The sequence below is a fragment of the Mesorhizobium sp. CNPSo 4689 genome, from assembly GCF_057784325.1.
Genome location: NZ_JBWLUZ010000001.1, coordinates 76,665 through 94,149 on the forward strand (window position 1 = coordinate 76,665; position 17,485 = coordinate 94,149).

General features: G+C 64.4%; 16 protein-coding genes. 7 read left to right on the forward strand and 9 right to left on the reverse strand.

What is annotated here, in order from left to right:
* Positions 1-126 precede the first annotated feature (126 nt).
* The 3 genes from AC04SI_RS00390 to AC04SI_RS00400 all read right to left on the reverse strand — a co-directional run bounded on the left by AC04SI_RS00390 (position 127) and on the right by AC04SI_RS00400 (position 4,936).
* The gene (locus tag AC04SI_RS00390; RefSeq protein ID WP_404274769.1) at positions 127-3,600 is read right to left on the reverse strand and encodes an indolepyruvate ferredoxin oxidoreductase family protein; all 3,474 of its coding nucleotides are present in this window, start codon (positions 3,598-3,600) and stop codon (positions 127-129) included.
* A gap of 207 nt (positions 3,601-3,807) precedes the next feature.
* Complete coding sequence (locus AC04SI_RS00395; protein ID WP_404274771.1) at positions 3,808-4,335, reverse strand: hypothetical protein; 528 nt, start codon at positions 4,333-4,335, stop codon at positions 3,808-3,810.
* Positions 4,328-4,936 carry a CGNR zinc finger domain-containing protein gene (locus tag AC04SI_RS00400; protein WP_404274773.1) on the reverse strand — a complete coding sequence of 203 codons (609 nt, stop codon included), beginning with the start codon at positions 4,934-4,936 and terminating at the stop codon, positions 4,328-4,330. Before AC04SI_RS00400 ends, AC04SI_RS00395 begins: the two co-directional genes overlap by 8 nt.
* Positions 4,937-5,042: 106 nt before the next feature.
* Here AC04SI_RS00400 and AC04SI_RS00405 point away from each other — a divergent pair, with 106 nt between their 5' ends.
* The 5 genes from AC04SI_RS00405 to AC04SI_RS00425 all read left to right on the forward strand — a co-directional run bounded on the left by AC04SI_RS00405 (position 5,043) and on the right by AC04SI_RS00425 (position 10,234).
* Complete coding sequence (locus AC04SI_RS00405) at positions 5,043-5,948, forward strand: branched-chain amino acid ABC transporter permease (protein WP_404274774.1); 906 nt, start codon at positions 5,043-5,045, stop codon at positions 5,946-5,948.
* 191 nt (positions 5,949-6,139) lie between these two features.
* Positions 6,140-6,745, forward strand: a complete 606-nt coding sequence (locus tag AC04SI_RS00410; RefSeq protein ID WP_404274775.1) for a TRAP transporter small permease subunit — start codon at positions 6,140-6,142, stop codon at positions 6,743-6,745.
* Positions 6,742-8,532: a TRAP transporter large permease gene (locus tag AC04SI_RS00415; RefSeq protein ID WP_488473770.1), complete on the forward strand. Its 1,791-nt coding sequence runs from the start codon at positions 6,742-6,744 to the stop codon at positions 8,530-8,532. Before AC04SI_RS00410 ends, AC04SI_RS00415 begins: the two co-directional genes overlap by 4 nt.
* A gap of 19 nt (positions 8,533-8,551) precedes the next feature.
* Positions 8,552-9,580, forward strand: a complete 1,029-nt coding sequence (locus AC04SI_RS00420; RefSeq protein WP_488473771.1) for a zinc-dependent alcohol dehydrogenase family protein — start codon at positions 8,552-8,554, stop codon at positions 9,578-9,580.
* A 279-nt stretch (positions 9,581-9,859) separates the two neighbouring features.
* On the forward strand, positions 9,860-10,234 hold the full coding sequence (locus tag AC04SI_RS00425; RefSeq protein ID WP_488473772.1) for a VOC family protein: 375 nt from the start codon (positions 9,860-9,862) through the stop codon (positions 10,232-10,234).
* 57 nt (positions 10,235-10,291) lie between these two features.
* On the opposite strand, the gene AC04SI_RS00430 is transcribed toward AC04SI_RS00425, so the two are convergent.
* On the reverse strand, positions 10,292-11,401 hold the full coding sequence (locus AC04SI_RS00430; protein WP_192179234.1) for a TRAP transporter substrate-binding protein: 1,110 nt from the start codon (positions 11,399-11,401) through the stop codon (positions 10,292-10,294).
* A 305-nt stretch (positions 11,402-11,706) separates the two neighbouring features.
* Here AC04SI_RS00430 and AC04SI_RS00435 point away from each other — a divergent pair, with 305 nt between their 5' ends.
* A complete protein-coding gene (locus AC04SI_RS00435) occupies positions 11,707-12,480 on the forward strand; it encodes a gamma-glutamyl-gamma-aminobutyrate hydrolase family protein (RefSeq protein WP_404274782.1) in 774 nt (257 codons plus the stop codon).
* Positions 12,481-12,489: 9 nt separating this feature from the next.
* On the opposite strand, the gene AC04SI_RS00440 is transcribed toward AC04SI_RS00435, so the two are convergent.
* From AC04SI_RS00440 to AC04SI_RS00460, 5 genes are all read right to left on the reverse strand, one after another.
* A complete protein-coding gene (locus AC04SI_RS00440) occupies positions 12,490-12,903 on the reverse strand; it encodes a hypothetical protein (RefSeq protein ID WP_488473773.1) in 414 nt (137 codons plus the stop codon).
* A 121-nt stretch (positions 12,904-13,024) separates the two neighbouring features.
* Positions 13,025-14,008, reverse strand: a complete 984-nt coding sequence (locus AC04SI_RS00445) for a 2-hydroxyacid dehydrogenase (RefSeq protein ID WP_404274784.1) — start codon at positions 14,006-14,008, stop codon at positions 13,025-13,027.
* The gene (locus AC04SI_RS00450) at positions 14,005-15,027 is read right to left on the reverse strand and encodes a LacI family DNA-binding transcriptional regulator (RefSeq protein ID WP_081482146.1); all 1,023 of its coding nucleotides are present in this window, start codon (positions 15,025-15,027) and stop codon (positions 14,005-14,007) included. The genes AC04SI_RS00445 and AC04SI_RS00450 overlap by 4 nt, the downstream gene beginning before the upstream one ends.
* Before the next feature lie 68 nt (positions 15,028-15,095).
* Positions 15,096-15,980: a DMT family transporter gene (locus AC04SI_RS00455; protein ID WP_404274785.1), complete on the reverse strand. Its 885-nt coding sequence runs from the start codon at positions 15,978-15,980 to the stop codon at positions 15,096-15,098.
* A gap of 174 nt (positions 15,981-16,154) precedes the next feature.
* Positions 16,155-16,562, reverse strand: a complete 408-nt coding sequence (locus tag AC04SI_RS00460; RefSeq protein WP_404274787.1) for a DUF2000 family protein — start codon at positions 16,560-16,562, stop codon at positions 16,155-16,157.
* Between the two features lie 35 nt (positions 16,563-16,597).
* On the opposite strand from AC04SI_RS00460, the gene AC04SI_RS00465 reads away from it, so the two are divergent.
* A complete protein-coding gene (locus AC04SI_RS00465) occupies positions 16,598-17,470 on the forward strand; it encodes an AraC family transcriptional regulator (RefSeq protein WP_488473774.1) in 873 nt (290 codons plus the stop codon).
* Positions 17,471-17,485 lie beyond the last annotated feature (15 nt).

Genomic DNA, 17,485 nt, shown 5'->3' on the forward strand with positions numbered 1-17,485 from the left:
TGTCGCACGAACCGCAGTCATATGATATTCGCCTTAAGAAAGGTTTAGAGAGGCCGTTTCAGGCCCTGCCGTCAAGTATCCTCCCCGTGGGCAAAACTGGTCTTCAGGTAAACAAGGCGTGTCGGCTTACTCGGCGGCCTGAAGTTCGGGCCTTGCAGGGGCTTTTGCCAGGCGTTCGAGCAGCCGCGAGCGTTCTCCGGCGGCCTTTTCGGTGCTCGCCTGCCTGACATGGCCGTAGCCGCGAATAAGCGCCGGCACCGAGGCCAGCGCGGCGGCGGCCTCGATCCGGCCCGGCGCCAGCGCCGCGGTGACAAGCTCCAGATCAGCCTCGTATTGGGCAAGAAGCTGCCGCTCCATGCGCCTTTCCGCGCTGTAGCCGAACAGGTCGAAAGCGGTGCCGCGCAGGCCTTTCATCGCCGCCAGCAGGCGGAACCCCTTCATCATCCACGGGCCGAAGCTCGACTTGCGGGGCGTGCCGTCCTTGCCGCGCCGGCCCATGATCGGCGGCGCCAGGTGGAATTCGAGTTTTTCGTAGCTCTGGAACTGTTTTGAGAGTTCTGCGGCGAAGGAGCCGTCGGTGTAGAGCCGCGCCACCTCATACTCGTCCTTGATCGCCATCAGCTTGAACAGGCTTTTTGCGGCGGCCTCGGTCACCGCGGTCGAACCCGGCACCGCCTTGGCTTCGGCAGCGCGTAGCGCGCCGATCCTGGCAGCATAGCGCTTGCCATAGGCGGCGTTCTGATAGGCGCTCAGGAAGGCGACGCGGCGGGCAATGATGTCGTCCAGCGTCTCGGCGATCGCGTTTGCCGCCTTGCCCGGCTGAGCAATGAGACCACGCACGAAATCCGGCTGATGGGCGGCGCGGCGGCCCCAGCGGAAGGCGGCGATGTTCATCGCCACCGCTTGGCCGTTGAGTTCGATCGCCTTCTCGACTGCCTCGGCCGACAGCGGCAGCCCGCCATGCTGGAAGGCAAAGCCGAGCATGAACATGTTGGCGCCAAGCGAGTTGCCGAACAAAGCGGTTGCGGTGCGGGTGGCATCGAAGAAATGCGCCCTGTCGTCGCCGGCGGCGGAGCGAATGGCCTTTTTCAGCCGTTCGACGGGCAGCGAGAAGTCGGCCGAGCGTGCGAATTCGCCCGGCATGATCTCGGCGGTGTTGGCGAGGAAGATGGTGTGACCTTCACGCACCGCCGCCAGCACCTTCTGGGCGCCGGAGACGACGAGGTCGCAGCCGAGCACCAGATCGGCCTTTCCGGCCGAAACCCGGATGGCGTGGATATCGTCCGGTGTGCGCGCGATGCGCACATGGGTGAACACCGAGCCGCCCTTCTGGGCCAGCCCGGCCATGTCGATCATGCCGCAGCCCTTGTCCTCGAGATGGGCCGCCATGCCGAGCACCGCGCCGATGGTGACGACTCCGGTGCCGCCGACACCGTCGATGATCGCCGCCCAGCCTTGCTCGCCGAGCGGGAATTCGGCCGGCGCCGGCACGCCGTCGAGCGGATCGGACTTGCCGGCGGTGCCCTCGGCCTTCCTGATCTTGGCGCCATGCACGGTGACGAAGGACGGACAGAAGCCGTTGACGCAGGAGAAATCCTTGTTGCAGCTCGACTGGTCGATCCGGCGCTTGCGGCCGAATTCGGTCTCCACCGGCTGGATCGAGACGCAGTTCGACTGCACGCCGCAATCGCCGCAGCCCTCGCAGACCAGTTCGTTGATGAACACGCGCTTGTCGGGGTCGGGGAAGGTGCCGCGCTTGCGGCGGCGGCGCTTTTCGGCGGCGCAGGTCTGGTCGTAGAGCAGCACGGAGATGCCCTTGACCCCCCGCAATTCGCGCTGGACGAGGTCGAGATCGTCGCGGTGATGGATGGCGACTCCGGCCGGGAACTCGGCTTTCCCAGCATATTTTCCCGGCTCGTCGGTAACGACCGCGATCCGCTCGACGCCCTCGGCGCGCACCTGCCTGGCGATCATGTCGACGGTGAGGCCGCCTTCATGCGGCTGGCCGCCGGTCATGGCGACGGCGTCGTTGTAGAGGATCTTGTAGGTGATGTTGGCGTCGGTCGACAGCGCGAAGCGGATCGCCAGCGCACCGGAGTGGTTGTAGGTGCCGTCGCCGAGATTCTGGAAGATGTGGTCGCGTTTGGAGAACGGCGCCTGGCCGATCCATTGCGCGCCCTCGCCACCCATGGCGGTGAAGCCGACGGTGTTGCGGTCCATCCACAGCGCCATGAAGTGGCAGCCGATGCCGGCGGCGGCCAGCGAGCCGTCCGGCACCTTGGTCGAGGAATTGTGCGGGCAGCCGGAGCAGAAGAACGGCGTGCGCGAGGCGATGTCCGACGTGTCGGCGAGCATCGCCTGGAACTGGCGTAATTTCGCCACCCGTGCGGCGATCTCCTCCGACGGACCGATGGTGCGCAGGATCCGCTCGCCGAGCGCAATCGCAATCTCGTTGGGATCGAGCGCACCCTTGGCCGGGAACAGCCAGTCGCCGCGTTCGTCCTTCTTGCCGACGATGACCGGCTGCGTGGCGGTGCCGTAGAGGTTTTCGCGCAGCTGCACCTCGATCAGCGAACGCTTCTCCTCGACCACGACGATGGTGTCGAGGCCGCGGGCAAACTCGGCGATATGCTGGAGGTCGATCGGCCATGGGCAGCCGACCTTGAATAGCCTGATGCCGATGCGGTTGGCGGCAGCCTCGTCGATGCCGATATCCTCCAGCGCCTGGCGGACGTCGAGATAGCTCTTGCCGATGGTGATGACGCCGAGCTTCGGCTTGCGGCCGCCCGAATAGACGATCCGGTTCAGCCCGTTGGCGTGGATGAAGGCGGACGCGGCGGCGCGTTTATACTCATGCAGCCGCTCTTCTTGGCCGAGCATGTCGATCTCGTGGCGGATGTTGAGGCCGCCGGGCGGCATCTCGAACTCCGGCACGACGATGTTCAGCCGCTCGAGCGAGGCATCGACCGAAGCCGTCGATTCGATGTTGTCCTTGACGCATTTGATCGCCGCCCAGGTGCCGGCGAAGCGCGACATGGCAAAGCCGTAGAGCCCGTAATCGATGATCTCCTGGACGCCGGCCGGATTGAGGATCGGCACCATCGTGTCGACGAACAGGAACTCGGTGGCATGCGCGTTGGTCGAGGATTCGGCCATGTGGTCGTCGCCCATCAGGGCAAGCACGCCGCCATGCTTCGAGGAGCCGGCGAGATTGGCGTGGCGGAACACGTCGCCGGAACGGTCGACACCCGGACCTTTGCCGTACCAGACCGAAAAGACGCCGTCATGCGTGCCTTCGCCCAAAAGTTCGGCCTGCTGCGTGCCCCAGCAGGCGGTGGCGGCAAGCTCTTCGTTGAGGCCGGGCTGGAAGACGATGTCGGATTGGGCGAGTTGCTTCTTGGCCTTCCACAATTGCATGTCCAGACCGCCGAGCGGCGAGCCGCGATAGCCGGAAACGAAGCCGGCGGTGTTGAGGCCAGCGCGACGGTCGCGCTCGCGCTGCATCAACAGCATACGGATGACGGCCTGCGCGCCGGAGAGGAAGATGCGCTCCTTTCCAAGATCGAACTTGTCGTCGAGCGCGACGTCGTGCAGCGTCATCAGGCATTTCCTCTGCGGAGGCCGCGCTGGAGCGCGCAGCCAACGTAGGAGTCGGATGCCGCAGTCTTTCTCCCCTTTGCAGGGGAGGTCAAACAAAATCGAAGGTGCCAGGCAGCGCGCAACGAACGATCCGATACGCTTTCCACGGCGTACGAAAATTGCGCCGTGGCGGTCTGGAAAGAGAGTTCCAGCAGCTGCGCGGGCGTGTCAGGCCTTCGAGCAATCCGGCTTCGGCTCGCCCGGGAGCTTGCCGTCGACATGGCCGACCATGTCCTTGTTGAGCTCGTAGACCGGGCCGACCACCAGGGGACGGTCGGGCAGGATCGACTGATCGAGCGACGAGGTCAGCGTCGTCTCGAAGCTCTGCAACAGCGTGCCGCTGGAATCCTCGATGCGGATCGACACCGCATAGGGCTTGTCCTTGACCACACAGGTCAGCGGCGGGCTGGTCAGCGTTATGTGCGGCAGCTTCGGCCAGATCTTCTGGTTGACGATGATCGGGTCGCCGCCGGCCGGGTTCTGGAAACTGACCACGGCAACCTGTCCTTCGCCCATCGGCCGCAGCGGGTTGAGCGTGATGACATAGGTGGCGATGCCCAACCGGTAGTTGAACTCGAACAGCTTGCCGGAAATGGCGAACAGCTGCTCCTTGCCGGAGTCTCGGCAGGAGCCAAGCACTGCCGCCGCCAGCAAGGCGGCGCCGAGAACCATCGAACGCGAACATGTCCTAGACATTGCTGACCTCCCTGGCCGCCGTACGGCGGCGATAGTAGCGGTTTGCCTTCTGGCGATTGCCGCAGACCGCCATGTCGCACCAGAGGCGGCTGGAGTTGCGGCTGCGGTCGACGAACAACCAGCTGCAGTTGGGACAGATTCTCAACCTGGCGACCGTGTCGTCGCGCAGCAGCGACAGCGCCGAGACGGCAAGTGCCGCCTCGAAAGCGATCGGCGTCGCCGGGTCGCCGAATGGCTGTCCCGGCGCGCCGATTTCGGTCCGGCTGCCGGCCAGGCCTTGGGCGCAGGCTTGCAGGAACCCGGGCAGATCGCCGGTGGCCAGAGCGCCTTTCGACACCGCGTGGCGAAACAGGCGGTCAGTCGTCTCGCGGATCGACAGCACGACCGGCGCAATCTCCGCCGGGGACTGCGCCTCCAGCCGACGCCCGCCAAGCTCCGTGGCGCGAAAACCGCTGGCCGCGTCGGCAAAGCGGGCGATCTCGGCCGGATTGTCGAAGCGGTCGAAGGTCTTTTCCGGATCGAACCGCAAAACGACCGTGTTCGCCGCGTCGAGCGCGAGGATGCCGCCGGTGAAGCGATGCGGTGTCCAGGAGACTGTCATGTCAGAAATCTAACCGATAAATCGCATTTGACAAGTTAGATTCCGAATGCAAACGTTCCTTTGGGGATGTGGGTTCGCCTTCGCCACCGTCACCCAAGGGTGTTGCATGCTGTATTTCTTCCAGCAGGTTCTGAACGGGCTGCATTCGGGCGCGCTCTATGCCTTGCTCGCCTTCGGCTACGTGCTGACCAACGGGCTGCTGCACCGGACCAACCTCGCCTATGGCGCCATGTTCGCCTTTTGCGGGCACGCGATGATCCTCACGGCTGCCTTCGGCTACCAGGCGCTGTGGCTGACGCTCTACGCCGCGGTCGCGCTAGGCATCGTCGCCGCGCTCCTCTATGCGGCGCTGATCAGCCATGTCTTGTCGCGCAGCGTCTTCGAACCCCTGGCCGACCGCTCGCCCAACGCGATCGTGGTGACGACGCTGGGCATCTTGCTGGTGCTGTCGGAGGCCAGCCGCATCGCCGCCGACACCCATGATCTCTGGCTGCCGCCGATGCTGGCCCAGCCGGTGATCTTCGCGGAGAGCACCAGCTTCAAGGCGACGCTGACACTGATCCAGTTGCTCGACTGCGCTGCCGTGATAGGCGTGCTGGCGCTCACCGCCTGGGTGTTCGCCCGCTCGGGCTTCGGCCGCTCCTGGCGAGCGGTGTCGGACGATCCCAGGGCCGCCGCGATGTGCGGCGTCGACGTGCGCGCGGTGTTTCGGCTGGCGGTGCTGTTCGGCGGTCTGTGCGCTGCACTGGCCGGCATCCTTGCAGGCATCTACTACGGCAATATCAGCTTCGGCACAGGCTTGGTCTACGGGCTGAAGATCCTGTTCGTGACCGCTGTCGGCGGTTATCTCTCGCCGCTCAAGGCGGCGCTTGGCGCGGCCGCCTTCGGCATGGCCGAATCGCTCTGGGCCGGCTATTTCCCCCTCGAATGGCGCGATGCCTGGATGTACCTCTTCCTCGTCGCCATGCTGGTGTTGATCGGCGCCGGCCGAGACCAGCAGAAGATCGCCTGAGCCGCGTCTGCGACTTTGGTTGGATGCCGCGTGGTGAGTTGGTGGTTTTGCACCGTTCACCACCTTACAACAGCGTTTAGCCTGCCTATGCCGTGTTGACCCGCCGAGCCACGCACGGCATACCGTTGGGCCACAGTGGCGCGGCGGAAAGTAAGGGGAGCCGTCGCGCCTCCGACATCAGGGAGGAATGCATGGCAGGGCTTCTCGCTCTATCCAGAACGATTGACCGTGTGAACGAGTTCATCGGCAAATGGGTATCGTGGCTGATCCTGCTGGCAATCCTGGTGAGCGCCGCCAATGCCATCATCCGCAAGGTCTTCGACATATCGTCGAACGCCTGGCTGGAACTGCAATGGTACCTGTTCGGCGCCGCCTTCATGCTGGCAGCCGCCTATACGCTGAAGCAGAACGATCATATCCGCATCGACATCGTCTACGGCATGTTCTCGCGCCGCGTGCAGCATTGGATCGACCTGCTCGGCCACCTCTTCTTCCTGATGCCATTCGTGACGTTGATGGTGATCTATTTCGTGCCTTACGTGTCGCTGTCGTTCCGCAGCGGCGAAATGTCGAACAATTCCGGCGGCCTGATCATCTGGCCGGCAAAGGCTATCCTGCTGGTCGGCTTTTTCCTGCTGGCGCTGCAGGGCATCTCCGAGATCATCAAGAAGATCGCGATCATGCGCGGCGACATGGACGATCCCAATCCGTTCATATCGGCGCATGAGCAGGCTGAACTCGAGGCCAAGGCACTCGCCGAAGAAGCCAAGGCGCTTGCTCAGGAGGTGCGCTCATGATCGAGTTCATCGCCCAGAACATGGCGCCGATCATGTTCGCTTCGCTGATCATTTTCCTTTTGATCGGCTATCCCGTCGCTTTCTCGCTCGCCGCCAACGGCCTGATGTTCTTCTTCATCGGCGTCGTGCTGTCGCCCTATTCGGGCGGGTCGATCAACCTGGCCTGGCCGCTGCTGCACGCACTGCCCGAAAATTTTTACGGCAGCCGGGTGATGTCCAACGACACGCTGCTGGCGATCCCCTTCTTCACCTTCATGGGCATCGTGCTCGAACGATCCGGCATGGCCGAGGATCTGCTCGACACGATCGGCCAGCTGTTCGGGCCGATCCGCGGCGGCCTGGCCTATGCGGTGATCTTCGTCGGTGCGCTGCTGGCAGCCACGACGGGCGTGGTGGCGGCATCAGTCATCGCCATGGGTCTGATCTCGCTGCCGATCATGCTGCGCTACGGCTATGACCGGCGCCTGGCATCCGGTGTCATCGCTGCTTCTGGCACGCTCGCCCAGATCATCCCGCCGTCGCTGGTGCTGATCGTGCTGGCCGACCAGCTCGGCCGCTCCGTCGGCGACATGTATGCCGGCGCGCTGATCCCCGGCCTCGTGCTGACCGGCATCTACATGCTCTACATCCTGATCATGTCGATCGTCCGGCCGCAGTCGATGCCGGCGCTGCCGCTGGAGGCACGCACGCTCGGCCATGGCGTGTTGTCGCTGCTGGCGGCGCTGCTGGTGACAATAGCGGTTTCCTATGCGGCCTATCGCTATCTTGCGCCGGCACATGGCGACAATGCCGACATTCTCGGCGCCACGATCGGCGTGGTCCTGATCTACATCGTGGCGATCGCCGACCAGCGGCTGAACTTCAACATGATGTCCAGGCTGGCGCAGCAGGTGATCATCGTTCTGATCCCGCCGCTGGCGCTGATCTTCCTGGTGCTGGGCACCATCTTCCTCGGTATCGCCACCCCGACCGAAGGCGGCGCCATGGGCGCCGTCGGCGCGCTATTGATGGCGGCGATGAAGGGCCGGCTGTCGCTTGACGTGATCAAGCAGGCGCTGGCCTCGACGACCAGGCTGTCGTCCTTCGTGCTGTTCATCCTGATCGGCGCGCGCGTGTTCTCGCTGACCTTCTACGGCGTCAACGGCCACATCTGGGTCGAGCATCTGCTGACGTCGCTGCCGGGCGGCGAGGTCGGCTTCCTTATCGGCGTCAACATCCTGGTCTTCCTGCTCGCCTTCTTCCTCGATTTCTTCGAGCTCGCCTTCATCATCGTGCCGCTGCTGGCGCCGGCCGCCGACAAGCTCGGCATCGACCTGATCTGGTTCGGCGTGCTGCTCGGTGTCAACATGCAGACAAGCTTCATGCACCCGCCCTTCGGCTTCGCGCTGTTCTACCTGCGCTCGGTCGCCGCGCGCGTGCCCTATCTCGACCGCCTCACCGGCAAGCAGATCGCGCCGGTCACCACCGGCCAGATCTACTGGGGCGCGGTACCCTTCGTCTGCATCCAGGTGATCATGATCGGGCTGACCATCGCCTTCCCGCAAATGGTGATGCACTACAAGGGCGCGGCGGTCGATCCCGGCACGATCGACATTCAGCTGCCGGACATGCCTGGTCTGTCACCGCTCGGCACGCCGCCGGCGGATGGCGGCGCCCCGGCCAATGGCGGCGCCGCACCGGCGGCACCAGCCAACGACCTGTCGCAACCACCGAACTTCGGCGACGCTCCGCCCGCCAAGCCGGCGCCGCCGGCAACTGACCTCTCGCAGCCACCGAATTTCAACTGATGCTGGAGTCCCGACAGCCATGAAAGCGGTCCGCCTGGAGGCGGTGGGCAGCATCGCGCTGCGCGAGGTCGGCAAGCCGTCAGCCGGGCCGGACGACTTGCTGGTGCGCATAGAGGCCTGCGGCGTCTGTGGCACCGACCGGCATCTGTTCCACGGCGAGTTCCCCTGCAAACCACCTGTGACGCCCGGGCATGAATTTTCCGGCATCGTCGAAGCGGTCGGGGCTGCCGTATTGGGCTTTTCCGTCGGCGACCGGGTCACCGGCGATCCCAACATCGCCTGTGGCCGCTGCAAGCATTGTCACGCCGGCCGGGTCAATCTCTGCAGCAATCTCAGCGCTATCGGCATCCACCGTGACGGCGGCTTTGCCGACTATGTCGTGCTGCCGCAAAAGCAGGCGTTTCTTCTGCCGGCTGATCTCAAGCCGACGCATGGTGCCTTCTGCGAACCGCTTGCCTGCTGCCTGCACGGCGTCGATCTGGCCGCAATCAAGCCTGGCGCTTCGGTCGCCGTTCTCGGCGGCGGTGTGATCGGTCTGCTCACCGTGCAACTGGCGAAGCTCGCCGGAGCGACCACCATCATCCTGCCGACGCGCCAGGCCTCGCGGCGCGCGCTTGCCGAGGATCTCGGCGCGACGGCAACGGTCGACCCAGGTGCTGCCGATGTCATCGATGCCGTTGCCGGACCGTCCGGACTGGTGCCCGGCGGCGTCGACGTGGTGTTCGAATGCGCCGGCGTGCGCGACACCGTCGAGCAATCGATGCGGCTGGCGAGAGCCGGCGGCACGGTCATCATCGTCGGCGTGGTGCCGCAAGGCATGAAGGTGGCGTTCGAGCCCTTCGACCTGTTGTTTCGCGAGCTGAAGGTACTGGGCTCCTTCCTCAATCCTTACACCCACGGCCGCGCGGCCCAGCTCATCGCCTCGGGCGCGATCGAGATCGACAGGCTGATCTCCAGGCAGGTGACGCTCGAAGAGGCGCCGGCGGTGATCGCCAATCCGCCTGCCCCCGGCGAGGTCAAGGTGCTGGTGGTGCCAGGCCAGGGCTGAGCCGCCTGCGCTTGGTGGCCAGGCTGCTTGCCGCCGGTCAATCGATCGGTTATTCAAATCGCGCCGAAAAAGACATGACCGGTTCGGTAGTCCGGTCTCTTCCGTTTCTCAAGCGGAGGCCCGTCCATCGCCTTGTGCGAGAGGACCCGCGGCCGGCAAGCGAGGCGAAAGCCCGCGAGCCGGTTGGGGCATGTCCGGATCTCCTGACATCACGGTCCCGCCGGTTTGTGGTTTGCGGCCAAGCCTGTCCGCATCTCAACCCGTGACAGGATACAGACCATGAAACTGAACCATGCAAATCTCGTAACGACGGACGTCGCCGGCCCTTGCGATTTCTTCGCCAGCCATTTCGGTTTCGAGCTTCTCGACATTCGCGGCAAGGATGCCTTCGCCGTGCTGCGCGGGAGCGATGGCTTCGCCCTCAACCTGATGAAGCCGGGCAAGGGCGAGGCCGCCACCTATCCCGGCGGCTTTCATATCGGCTTCCTCGTTGGCAAACCGGAGATCGTGCATGCAAAGCATGCCGAGCTTGCCAGTGCCGGCCGCGAGCCGGGCGATGTGCAGGAGTTGACGCGTGGCGGCGCTAGGTCGAGCACCTTCTATTGCCATGCGCCGGGCGGAATCCTGGTCGAAGTCAGCGCCTTCGACGCCTGACAAAAAGCCCCGGGCCTGTCCGCCCGGGGCTTCTCTCAATGAACAGCTGTGGGGCGCCTACAGCTTGCCGTTGCGCTGCTGGACCATCATGAAAGTATCGTAATTGTATTCGGCCACCTGGGCCCACAGATAGTGCTCCTTGCGGAAGCCCTTGATCGAGTCCCAAATCTTCTTGAACGGCGCGTTCGAGGCTTCCATTTCGGTATAGACCTCGTTCGCCTTCTCGAAGCAAGCGGCCATGATCTCCTGGCTGAAGGGCTTCAGCTTGGCGCCGCCGGCCACCAGCCGCCTCACCGCCGCAGGATTGAGAGAGTCGTATTTCTGCAGCATGTTGGCGTCTGCGGCTTGCGCGGCAGTGTGCACCAGCGACTTGTAGGCCGGCGAAAGCTCTTCATACTTCGCCTTGTTGAACATCAGATGGACCGTCGGTCCGCCTTCCCACCAGCCGGGATAGTAGTAGTAGGGCGCGACCTTGTAGAAGCCGAGCTTCTCGTCGTCATATGGGCCGACCCATTCGGCGGCGTCGATGGTGCCCTTTTCCAGCGCCGGATAGATGTCGCCGCCGGCGATCTGCTGTGGCACGACGCCAAGCTTGGCGACCACCTTGCCGGCAAAGCCGCCGATGCGCATCTTCAGGCCGGAGAGGTCGGCGACCGTGTTGATCTCCTTGCGGAACCAGCCGCCCATCTGCACGCCGGTGTTGCCGCCCGGCAGGCCGAACAGCCCTTGCGTGGCGAGGAACTCGTTGAACAGGTCGATGCCGCCGCCATGATAGTGCCAGGCATTGATACCGCGCGCGTTGAGCGAGAACGGCACCGCCGCGCCCAGCGCCCAGGTCGGGTCCTTGCCCCAGTAATAATATGCCACCGTGTGGCAGGCCTCGACGGTACCGGCGGTGGTGGCGTCGGCGGCCTGCAGACCGGGGACGAGCTCGCCGGCGGCGAAAACCTGGACCTGGAAGTTGCCGTCTGTCGCTTCCGACAGCATCTTGGAGAAGACCTCGGCGCCGCCATAGATCGTGTCGAGCGACTTCGGGAAGGACGACGCCAGCCGCCACGTCACTTTCGGATTGGATTGGGCGATAGCGGGCGCGGCAAGCGTCGCAGCCGCCGCCGCGGCCCCCACACCGGTTACGCCTGCCTTGCGGATGAATGAACGACGATCCATGCAGTTCCTCCCTTTTGGATCAGCAGACCGATTTTCGGGAACATCCTCGATATCCCGGCTTGGCCTGGGGCGAAACAATACACAGGCAAAAGGTCGAGTCCAGCGCGGCAGCCGGATTTGGCGGCAGCGCTTTCGCGGAATTCGCAGCGTCGGCGCACGGACTGCAACTATAGTCTAATGCCAAATCCCGGACGCGATTCCGTGGCTCATACGACGCGATGAAACTTGTCATGGAAAAGCGCCTTCGGATCGCCTATTTTGTAGGCAGAATAATTCCTTAGCTCCCAATGGATACCGGAACCAAAATGCAGCAGCCGCTCGTCGCCATCTCGACCGACGTCCGCCAATTCGACAACTACACCTGGCATGCCGCCCCGCAGCAATATCTGGAGGCGGCGATTTCGGGCGCCGGCGTGTTCCCGGTGCTGGTGCCGTCCTTCGGCGAGCGGCTCGATTTCGATGAACTCCTGTCGTCGGTCGACGGCGTCATGGTCACCGGTTCGAAGTCCAACGTGCATCCCTCGCTCTATGGCGGCGACGCCAGCGAAAAGAACGGTCCTTACGATCCGGCGCGCGACGCCACGACGCTGCCGCTGATCCGCCGGGCGGTGGAGCGCGGCGTGCCGCTGCTCGCCATCTGCCGCGGCATCCAGGAAATGAACGTGGCTCTGGGTGGCACGCTGGGCACCGAAATCCAGGAGCGCGAGGGCACGCTCGACCACCGCGCGCCGGTGAGCGACAATCAGGACGAGCGCTTCACCATCCACCAGAAAGTAACGATCAAGCCCGGCAGCTGCCTGGCAGGCGTGTTCGGCGCCGGCGAGATCATGGTCAACTCCGTGCATCGCCAGGCGGTCGATCAGCTCGGTCCGAAGCTGCAGATCGAGGCGGTCGCCGACGACGGCACGGTCGAGGCGGTCTCCGTGCGAGACTCACGCGCCTTCGCCGTCGGCGTGCAATGGCACCCCGAATACTGGGTGAAGTCGGACGATACTTCGGCAAAGATATTCCGTGCCTTCGGCGATGCCGTGCGCTTGCACGCGGCGGCAAAGTCGGGCGCGCGCGCCGCGGCTGAATAATCCCGATTATCAGTTGCCGGCAGCCGAATAATCTCGATTATCGGCTGCCGCCAGAGACAGCAGCGGCAAAGCCGGCGCGTAGGATTCATAGCCGTCGCCATCGGCAACGGCGAAGGTGACGATCGGATCGACGCCGTTGGCGCTGAAGGCAACCGTCCCGTCCTCCCGTTCGCGCCAGAATTTCGCGCGCTCGATGCCGGGCAAAAGCCGGCGGCAGGTCGAGGCGATCGTCAGCAGCGACAGACCTTCCGAGACTTCAGCACCGCGCTTCACCGCGCAGGCCGCCTCGTCGCCATTGGCTGTCAGCCGATAGGTGCTGGATGGCTGAGCTTCCCTGGCGACACTTGCGCCACTGCCGCCGTGAAAAAGCTGAACGCCGCCGGCCAGTGCGGCAACCCCAATCAATGCAGGAAGCACCTTCACCCTTCTTCTCCGCGCATTTGAAGTGCGTGGGGGCAACGCGCTTCAAGAATCTTGCCTAACGAAGTATGCAGAATGATTTCAAAGCGTTAAGCCGACGTTAATAAGTGTGGCGGCCTGCCGGTCAGCTGCGCGGCCTGACCTGCACCGTCTCCGGCACGGGGGTCAGCGGCCGACGCTCGGCGAACCAAGACACCAGATTGTCGACGCAGAGGTCCGCCATGGCGCGGCGGGTATGCTCCGAGGCCGAGCCGACATGTGGCAGCAGCGAAGTGTTGGGAGCGGCCAGCAGCGCCTGCGGCACATTTGGTTCGTCGGCAAAGACGTCGAGCCCGGCGGCGGCGATGGTGCCGCTGGCAAGCGCCGCGGCAAGGGCAGCCTCGTCGACCGTGCTGCCGCGGCCGATGTTGACGAAGACGCCGTTAGCTCCGAGCGCCGACAGGACCTCGGCATTGACGGCCTTCTCCGTCGAAGCGCCGCCCGGCGCCACCGAGATCAGCGTGTCGACCGCTTCGGCAAGCCCCTTCAGCGTCGGATGGTATTGATAGGCCAGGCCCTCGACCTGGCGGCGGTTGTGATATGCGACCGGCAGGCCGAACGCTTCCAGCCGCCGGGCGATGGCCAGCCCGATGCGGCCCATGCCGAAGATGCCGACGCTGCGGCCGCGCAAAGTAAGCCGGCTCAGGCGATAGGCGCCGTTCTTCACCCAGCTGCCGTCGCGTAGCCATTTCTCGGCGGCATACATTTCGCGCACGGTGTTGATCAAAAGGCCGATCGCCGTGTCGGCGACCTCCTCGGTCAGCACGTCGGGCGTATTGGTGACCATGATGCCGCTTTGCGCGGCGTGGCTGGCGTCGACCGAATCGTAGCCGACGCCGAAATTGGCGATGATCTCGAGATTGGGCAGGGCGTCCATCAAGGCGGCATTTATCCCGCCGAACGAAGCGATGCCGCGCACCGTGCGCCGCATCTCCTCGGTGACAAGAGCCGGGTCGGCCTGTTCGATCGTCACCCGCTGGAATGCCTGGTCGATGCGGCCGATGGCGTGCTCGTTGAAATGGCCGGGCACCAGAATGGCGACCGGCTCTCCAAGTTCAGGCTTTGTCATGCACGCTCCACCGGCTTGCCGGTCGACTGACGCACATGCAGTTCCGGCTTGATCAGTTCCTGCGACGGCCGCACCGTCTGTCCGTTCAGCTTGTCCAGCAAGGCGCTCGCGGCGCGACGGCCGACCTCGCGCTGGCCGTTCCAGACCGTGGTCAATGCCGGCGTTGCGATCGCAGCCTCTTCGAGATCGTCATAGCCGGTGACGGAAATGTCGACGCCCGGCACCAGGCCAGCGCGCGCGATGCCGTTCATCAGCCCGATGGCGACGAGATCATTCCAGCAGCACGCGGCGGTCGGCTTGTCTTTCAGCGCCAAAAACTGTCCGGCGGCCTCGAAGCCGGCCTGCTTGGTGCGAGGGCCGGCGATGCGCCAGGACGGCCTGACCTCCAGTCCGGCCGCCTCCATGGCGTTGACATAACCCTGGTAGCGGTCGCGGCCGGTCGAGGTCTGGTCGGTGCCGCCGATCATGGCGATGCGCTTGTGGCCGAGCGAGATCAGGTGGTTGGTGGCAAGGCCGGTGCCATAGGAATCGTCGCCGCGGAAGACCGGCACGTCGGCTCCGGCCACCGTGCGCGCAATCAGCACCGCCGGCAGGCCGTTTTCCTCGGCCATGATGATGTCTTCGGCCGGTGTGCCGATGGCCGGCGACATGATGACGCCGTCGGCGCCGAGCTGCAGCAGCGTGTCGATGAAGGTGCGCTGCTTTTCGAGCTGGTCGTAGTGGTTGGACAGGATGAAGGTCTGCCGGCTGCGGTCGAGCTCGCTTTCGATCGAACGCAGGATTTCGGCGAAGAACGGGTTCATGATGTCGTGCACGACGACGCCGACGATGCCCGAGCGCGAGGTGCGCAGGCTGGCGGCGCGGCGATTGTAGATATAGCCGATGGCGCGGGCATGTTCCTTGATGCGGTCGCGGGTGCTGCCGGCGACCAGCGGGCTGTCTCGCAGCGCAAGCGATACCGTGGCCGTGGACACGCCAAGGGCATCCGCGATCGTCGAAAGCTTGATCTTCTGTGCCAGCGCCTTGCGCTCCCCGAAGCGATTTAAACTGTTTAAAGGCGGCTCTTATGCCATCGATCGGGAGCAAATCAAAGTTTTTTTGCCAGCGTTTCCGCCTCCGCGTCCAGCGCCGCGTGATTGCGCAGGCGAAGCCGGTGTTCGCGATGGATGATGTAGAGGCCGCTGGCGACGATGATGGCCGCGCCCACAAGCGTCCAGCGGTCCGGAAACTGGTGGAAGATGATCCAGCCGGACAGGATCATCCACACCATCTGCGAATAGGGGTAGGGGGCGAGTGCCGTGGTCGTTGCCAGACGATAGGCCTGGACCAGCAGCCAATGGCCGGTCGCGCCGAACACGCCGAGCATCAAGAGGACGGACCAGTGCCAGGCGTCCTGCGGCAGTGACAGCGAGAACGGCAGTGTGGGCAGGAGCAGCACCGCCGGCGCCAGCGCCGAGAACAGGATGAGGCTTTCGGACGTCTCCGTCGCCGACATGCGGCGCGTCATGATGACATAGAAGGAGTTCGACAGCATCGAGCCGAGCGCAAACAGATGGCCTATGCCGAAAACGCCGACACCCGGCCGGGTGATGACCAGCACACCGACAAAGCCGGACAGGATCGCCATCCAGCGCCGCCAGCCCGCCCATTCGCCGAGCAGCGGACCGGCAAGTGCGGTGATCACCATCGGGCCGAAGAAGTAGATCGAAGTGGTCTCGGCCAGCTGCAAGGTGCGCAGCGCCATGATGTTGCACATGGTCGATCCGAATAGGAAGGCGCCGCGCAATATGTGTGCCGGTAAATTGTTGGCGCGGAAGCGCGATGGCTTGCGCCAGCCGCGCAGAAAGACGCCGACCAGCAGCACATGGACGACGAAGCGGGCCCAGGCGACGATCAGCGCCGAGATGCCGGCCAGCACCAGGTATTTGCTGCTGGTGTCGAGAAAGGTGAAGCAGACATAGGTGGAAAGCATCAGCAGCATCGCCGCCGGCGGCGTTGCGCTTTCGTCTGGTTTTCTGGGAACGCTCAATTTCAGGCCGAAGGAAGGTGGGCAGACACCAACCTTTGCGGCAATCGTCGCCGGCCGACAAGCCAATTGTCGGCTGTGGCCGGACCAAAAGAAGCCAGTGCAACAATGCCCAGGCGTTCAGGCGTGCATGCGGGCGCCCTTGGTGATCTTGTCGACCAGTTTCTTCTCGGCGCGCAGCGCGATGCCGACGACCTTGGCATCCTCGGGCGCGAATTCGGCGAAGACGGCGCGGTTGGCGGCGTCAAAGCCCGTCGAGAACATCTCCTCGACATAGAGCGACGTCGTCACGCTGCGCTCCAGCGCGCGCCGGTGGATCGCGCCAAGCGTTGCGCTGTCGGCTGCAAGCACGATGACCGGCTGGATCGACAGCGGGTTGTAGATGTTGCCGGTCCGATCGCGATAGGGCTCGCCGATGATATCGGCAAACTGCGCGACGATGCCGCTGGTCAGGAAGGCGGTGACGTTGAGCTTCTGCCAGACGGGAAGATCTTGCCTGAGCACGATTGCAAATTTCGTATCGAACATGAGACAGTCGCCAGTTCCAGAGTGTTGTTGAAGCGATGACGCACGATCTAGGCCGGGAGGCCCGTCAGGGTCTTGAACGTTTGTGCTGGGATGCGGCCGAGGATGGCATCGTCTCGGCGCCAGGCACGGCCGGCATTGAGCGCATCGAGGCGCGCTTCCATGGCATTGCCTTCGATCTCCACCGCCACGATACCTACGCGATCGGGGTGACGCTGCACGGCGTACAGAGCTTCCGCTATCGCGGCGCGGCGCATCATAGCCTGCCTGGCCAGATCATCGTTCTGCATCCCGACGAATTGCACGACGGCGGCGCCGGCACCGAGGAAGGCTTGCACTACCGGATTCTCTATCTGGAGCCGTCGCTGCTGCTCGACTGCCTGGGCGGCGCGCCATTGCCTTTCGTCGAGGATGCCGTGGTGAGCGATCCGGCTTTACTTGGCACACTGCTTTCCGCACTGGCGCCGCTCGATGAGGAACTGGACGAGCTGTTTGTCGCCGATTTCATTGCGCAGCTGGCGCAGAATCTGGGGCGCCATGCCGGGCAGCCGGCAAAGCCGATGGAAAAGACGGCGTGGCGCGCCGCAGCACTTGCGCGCGACTATCTGGAAGAGAATGTCGAGCGGGCGGTGCGGTCCGATGAACTGGAAGCAGTGACCGGCCTCGACCGCTATGCGCTTTCGCGCCATTTCCGCGCGACCTATTCCACGAGCCCGCACCGTTTCCTTTTGATGCGCCGGCTGCAGCGGGCACGGCGCATGATCGAGGCGGGAGAGGCGCTCGCCGAGATCGCCATTGCCGCCGGCTTCAGTGACCAGAGCCACTTCAACCGGCATTTCAAGAAGGCGTTCGGCCTGACGCCTGGACGCTGGTCGGCGCTGGTGCGCGGCTCATCGACGGCGGCAGCGTAGGGTCGGGTAGGCCGG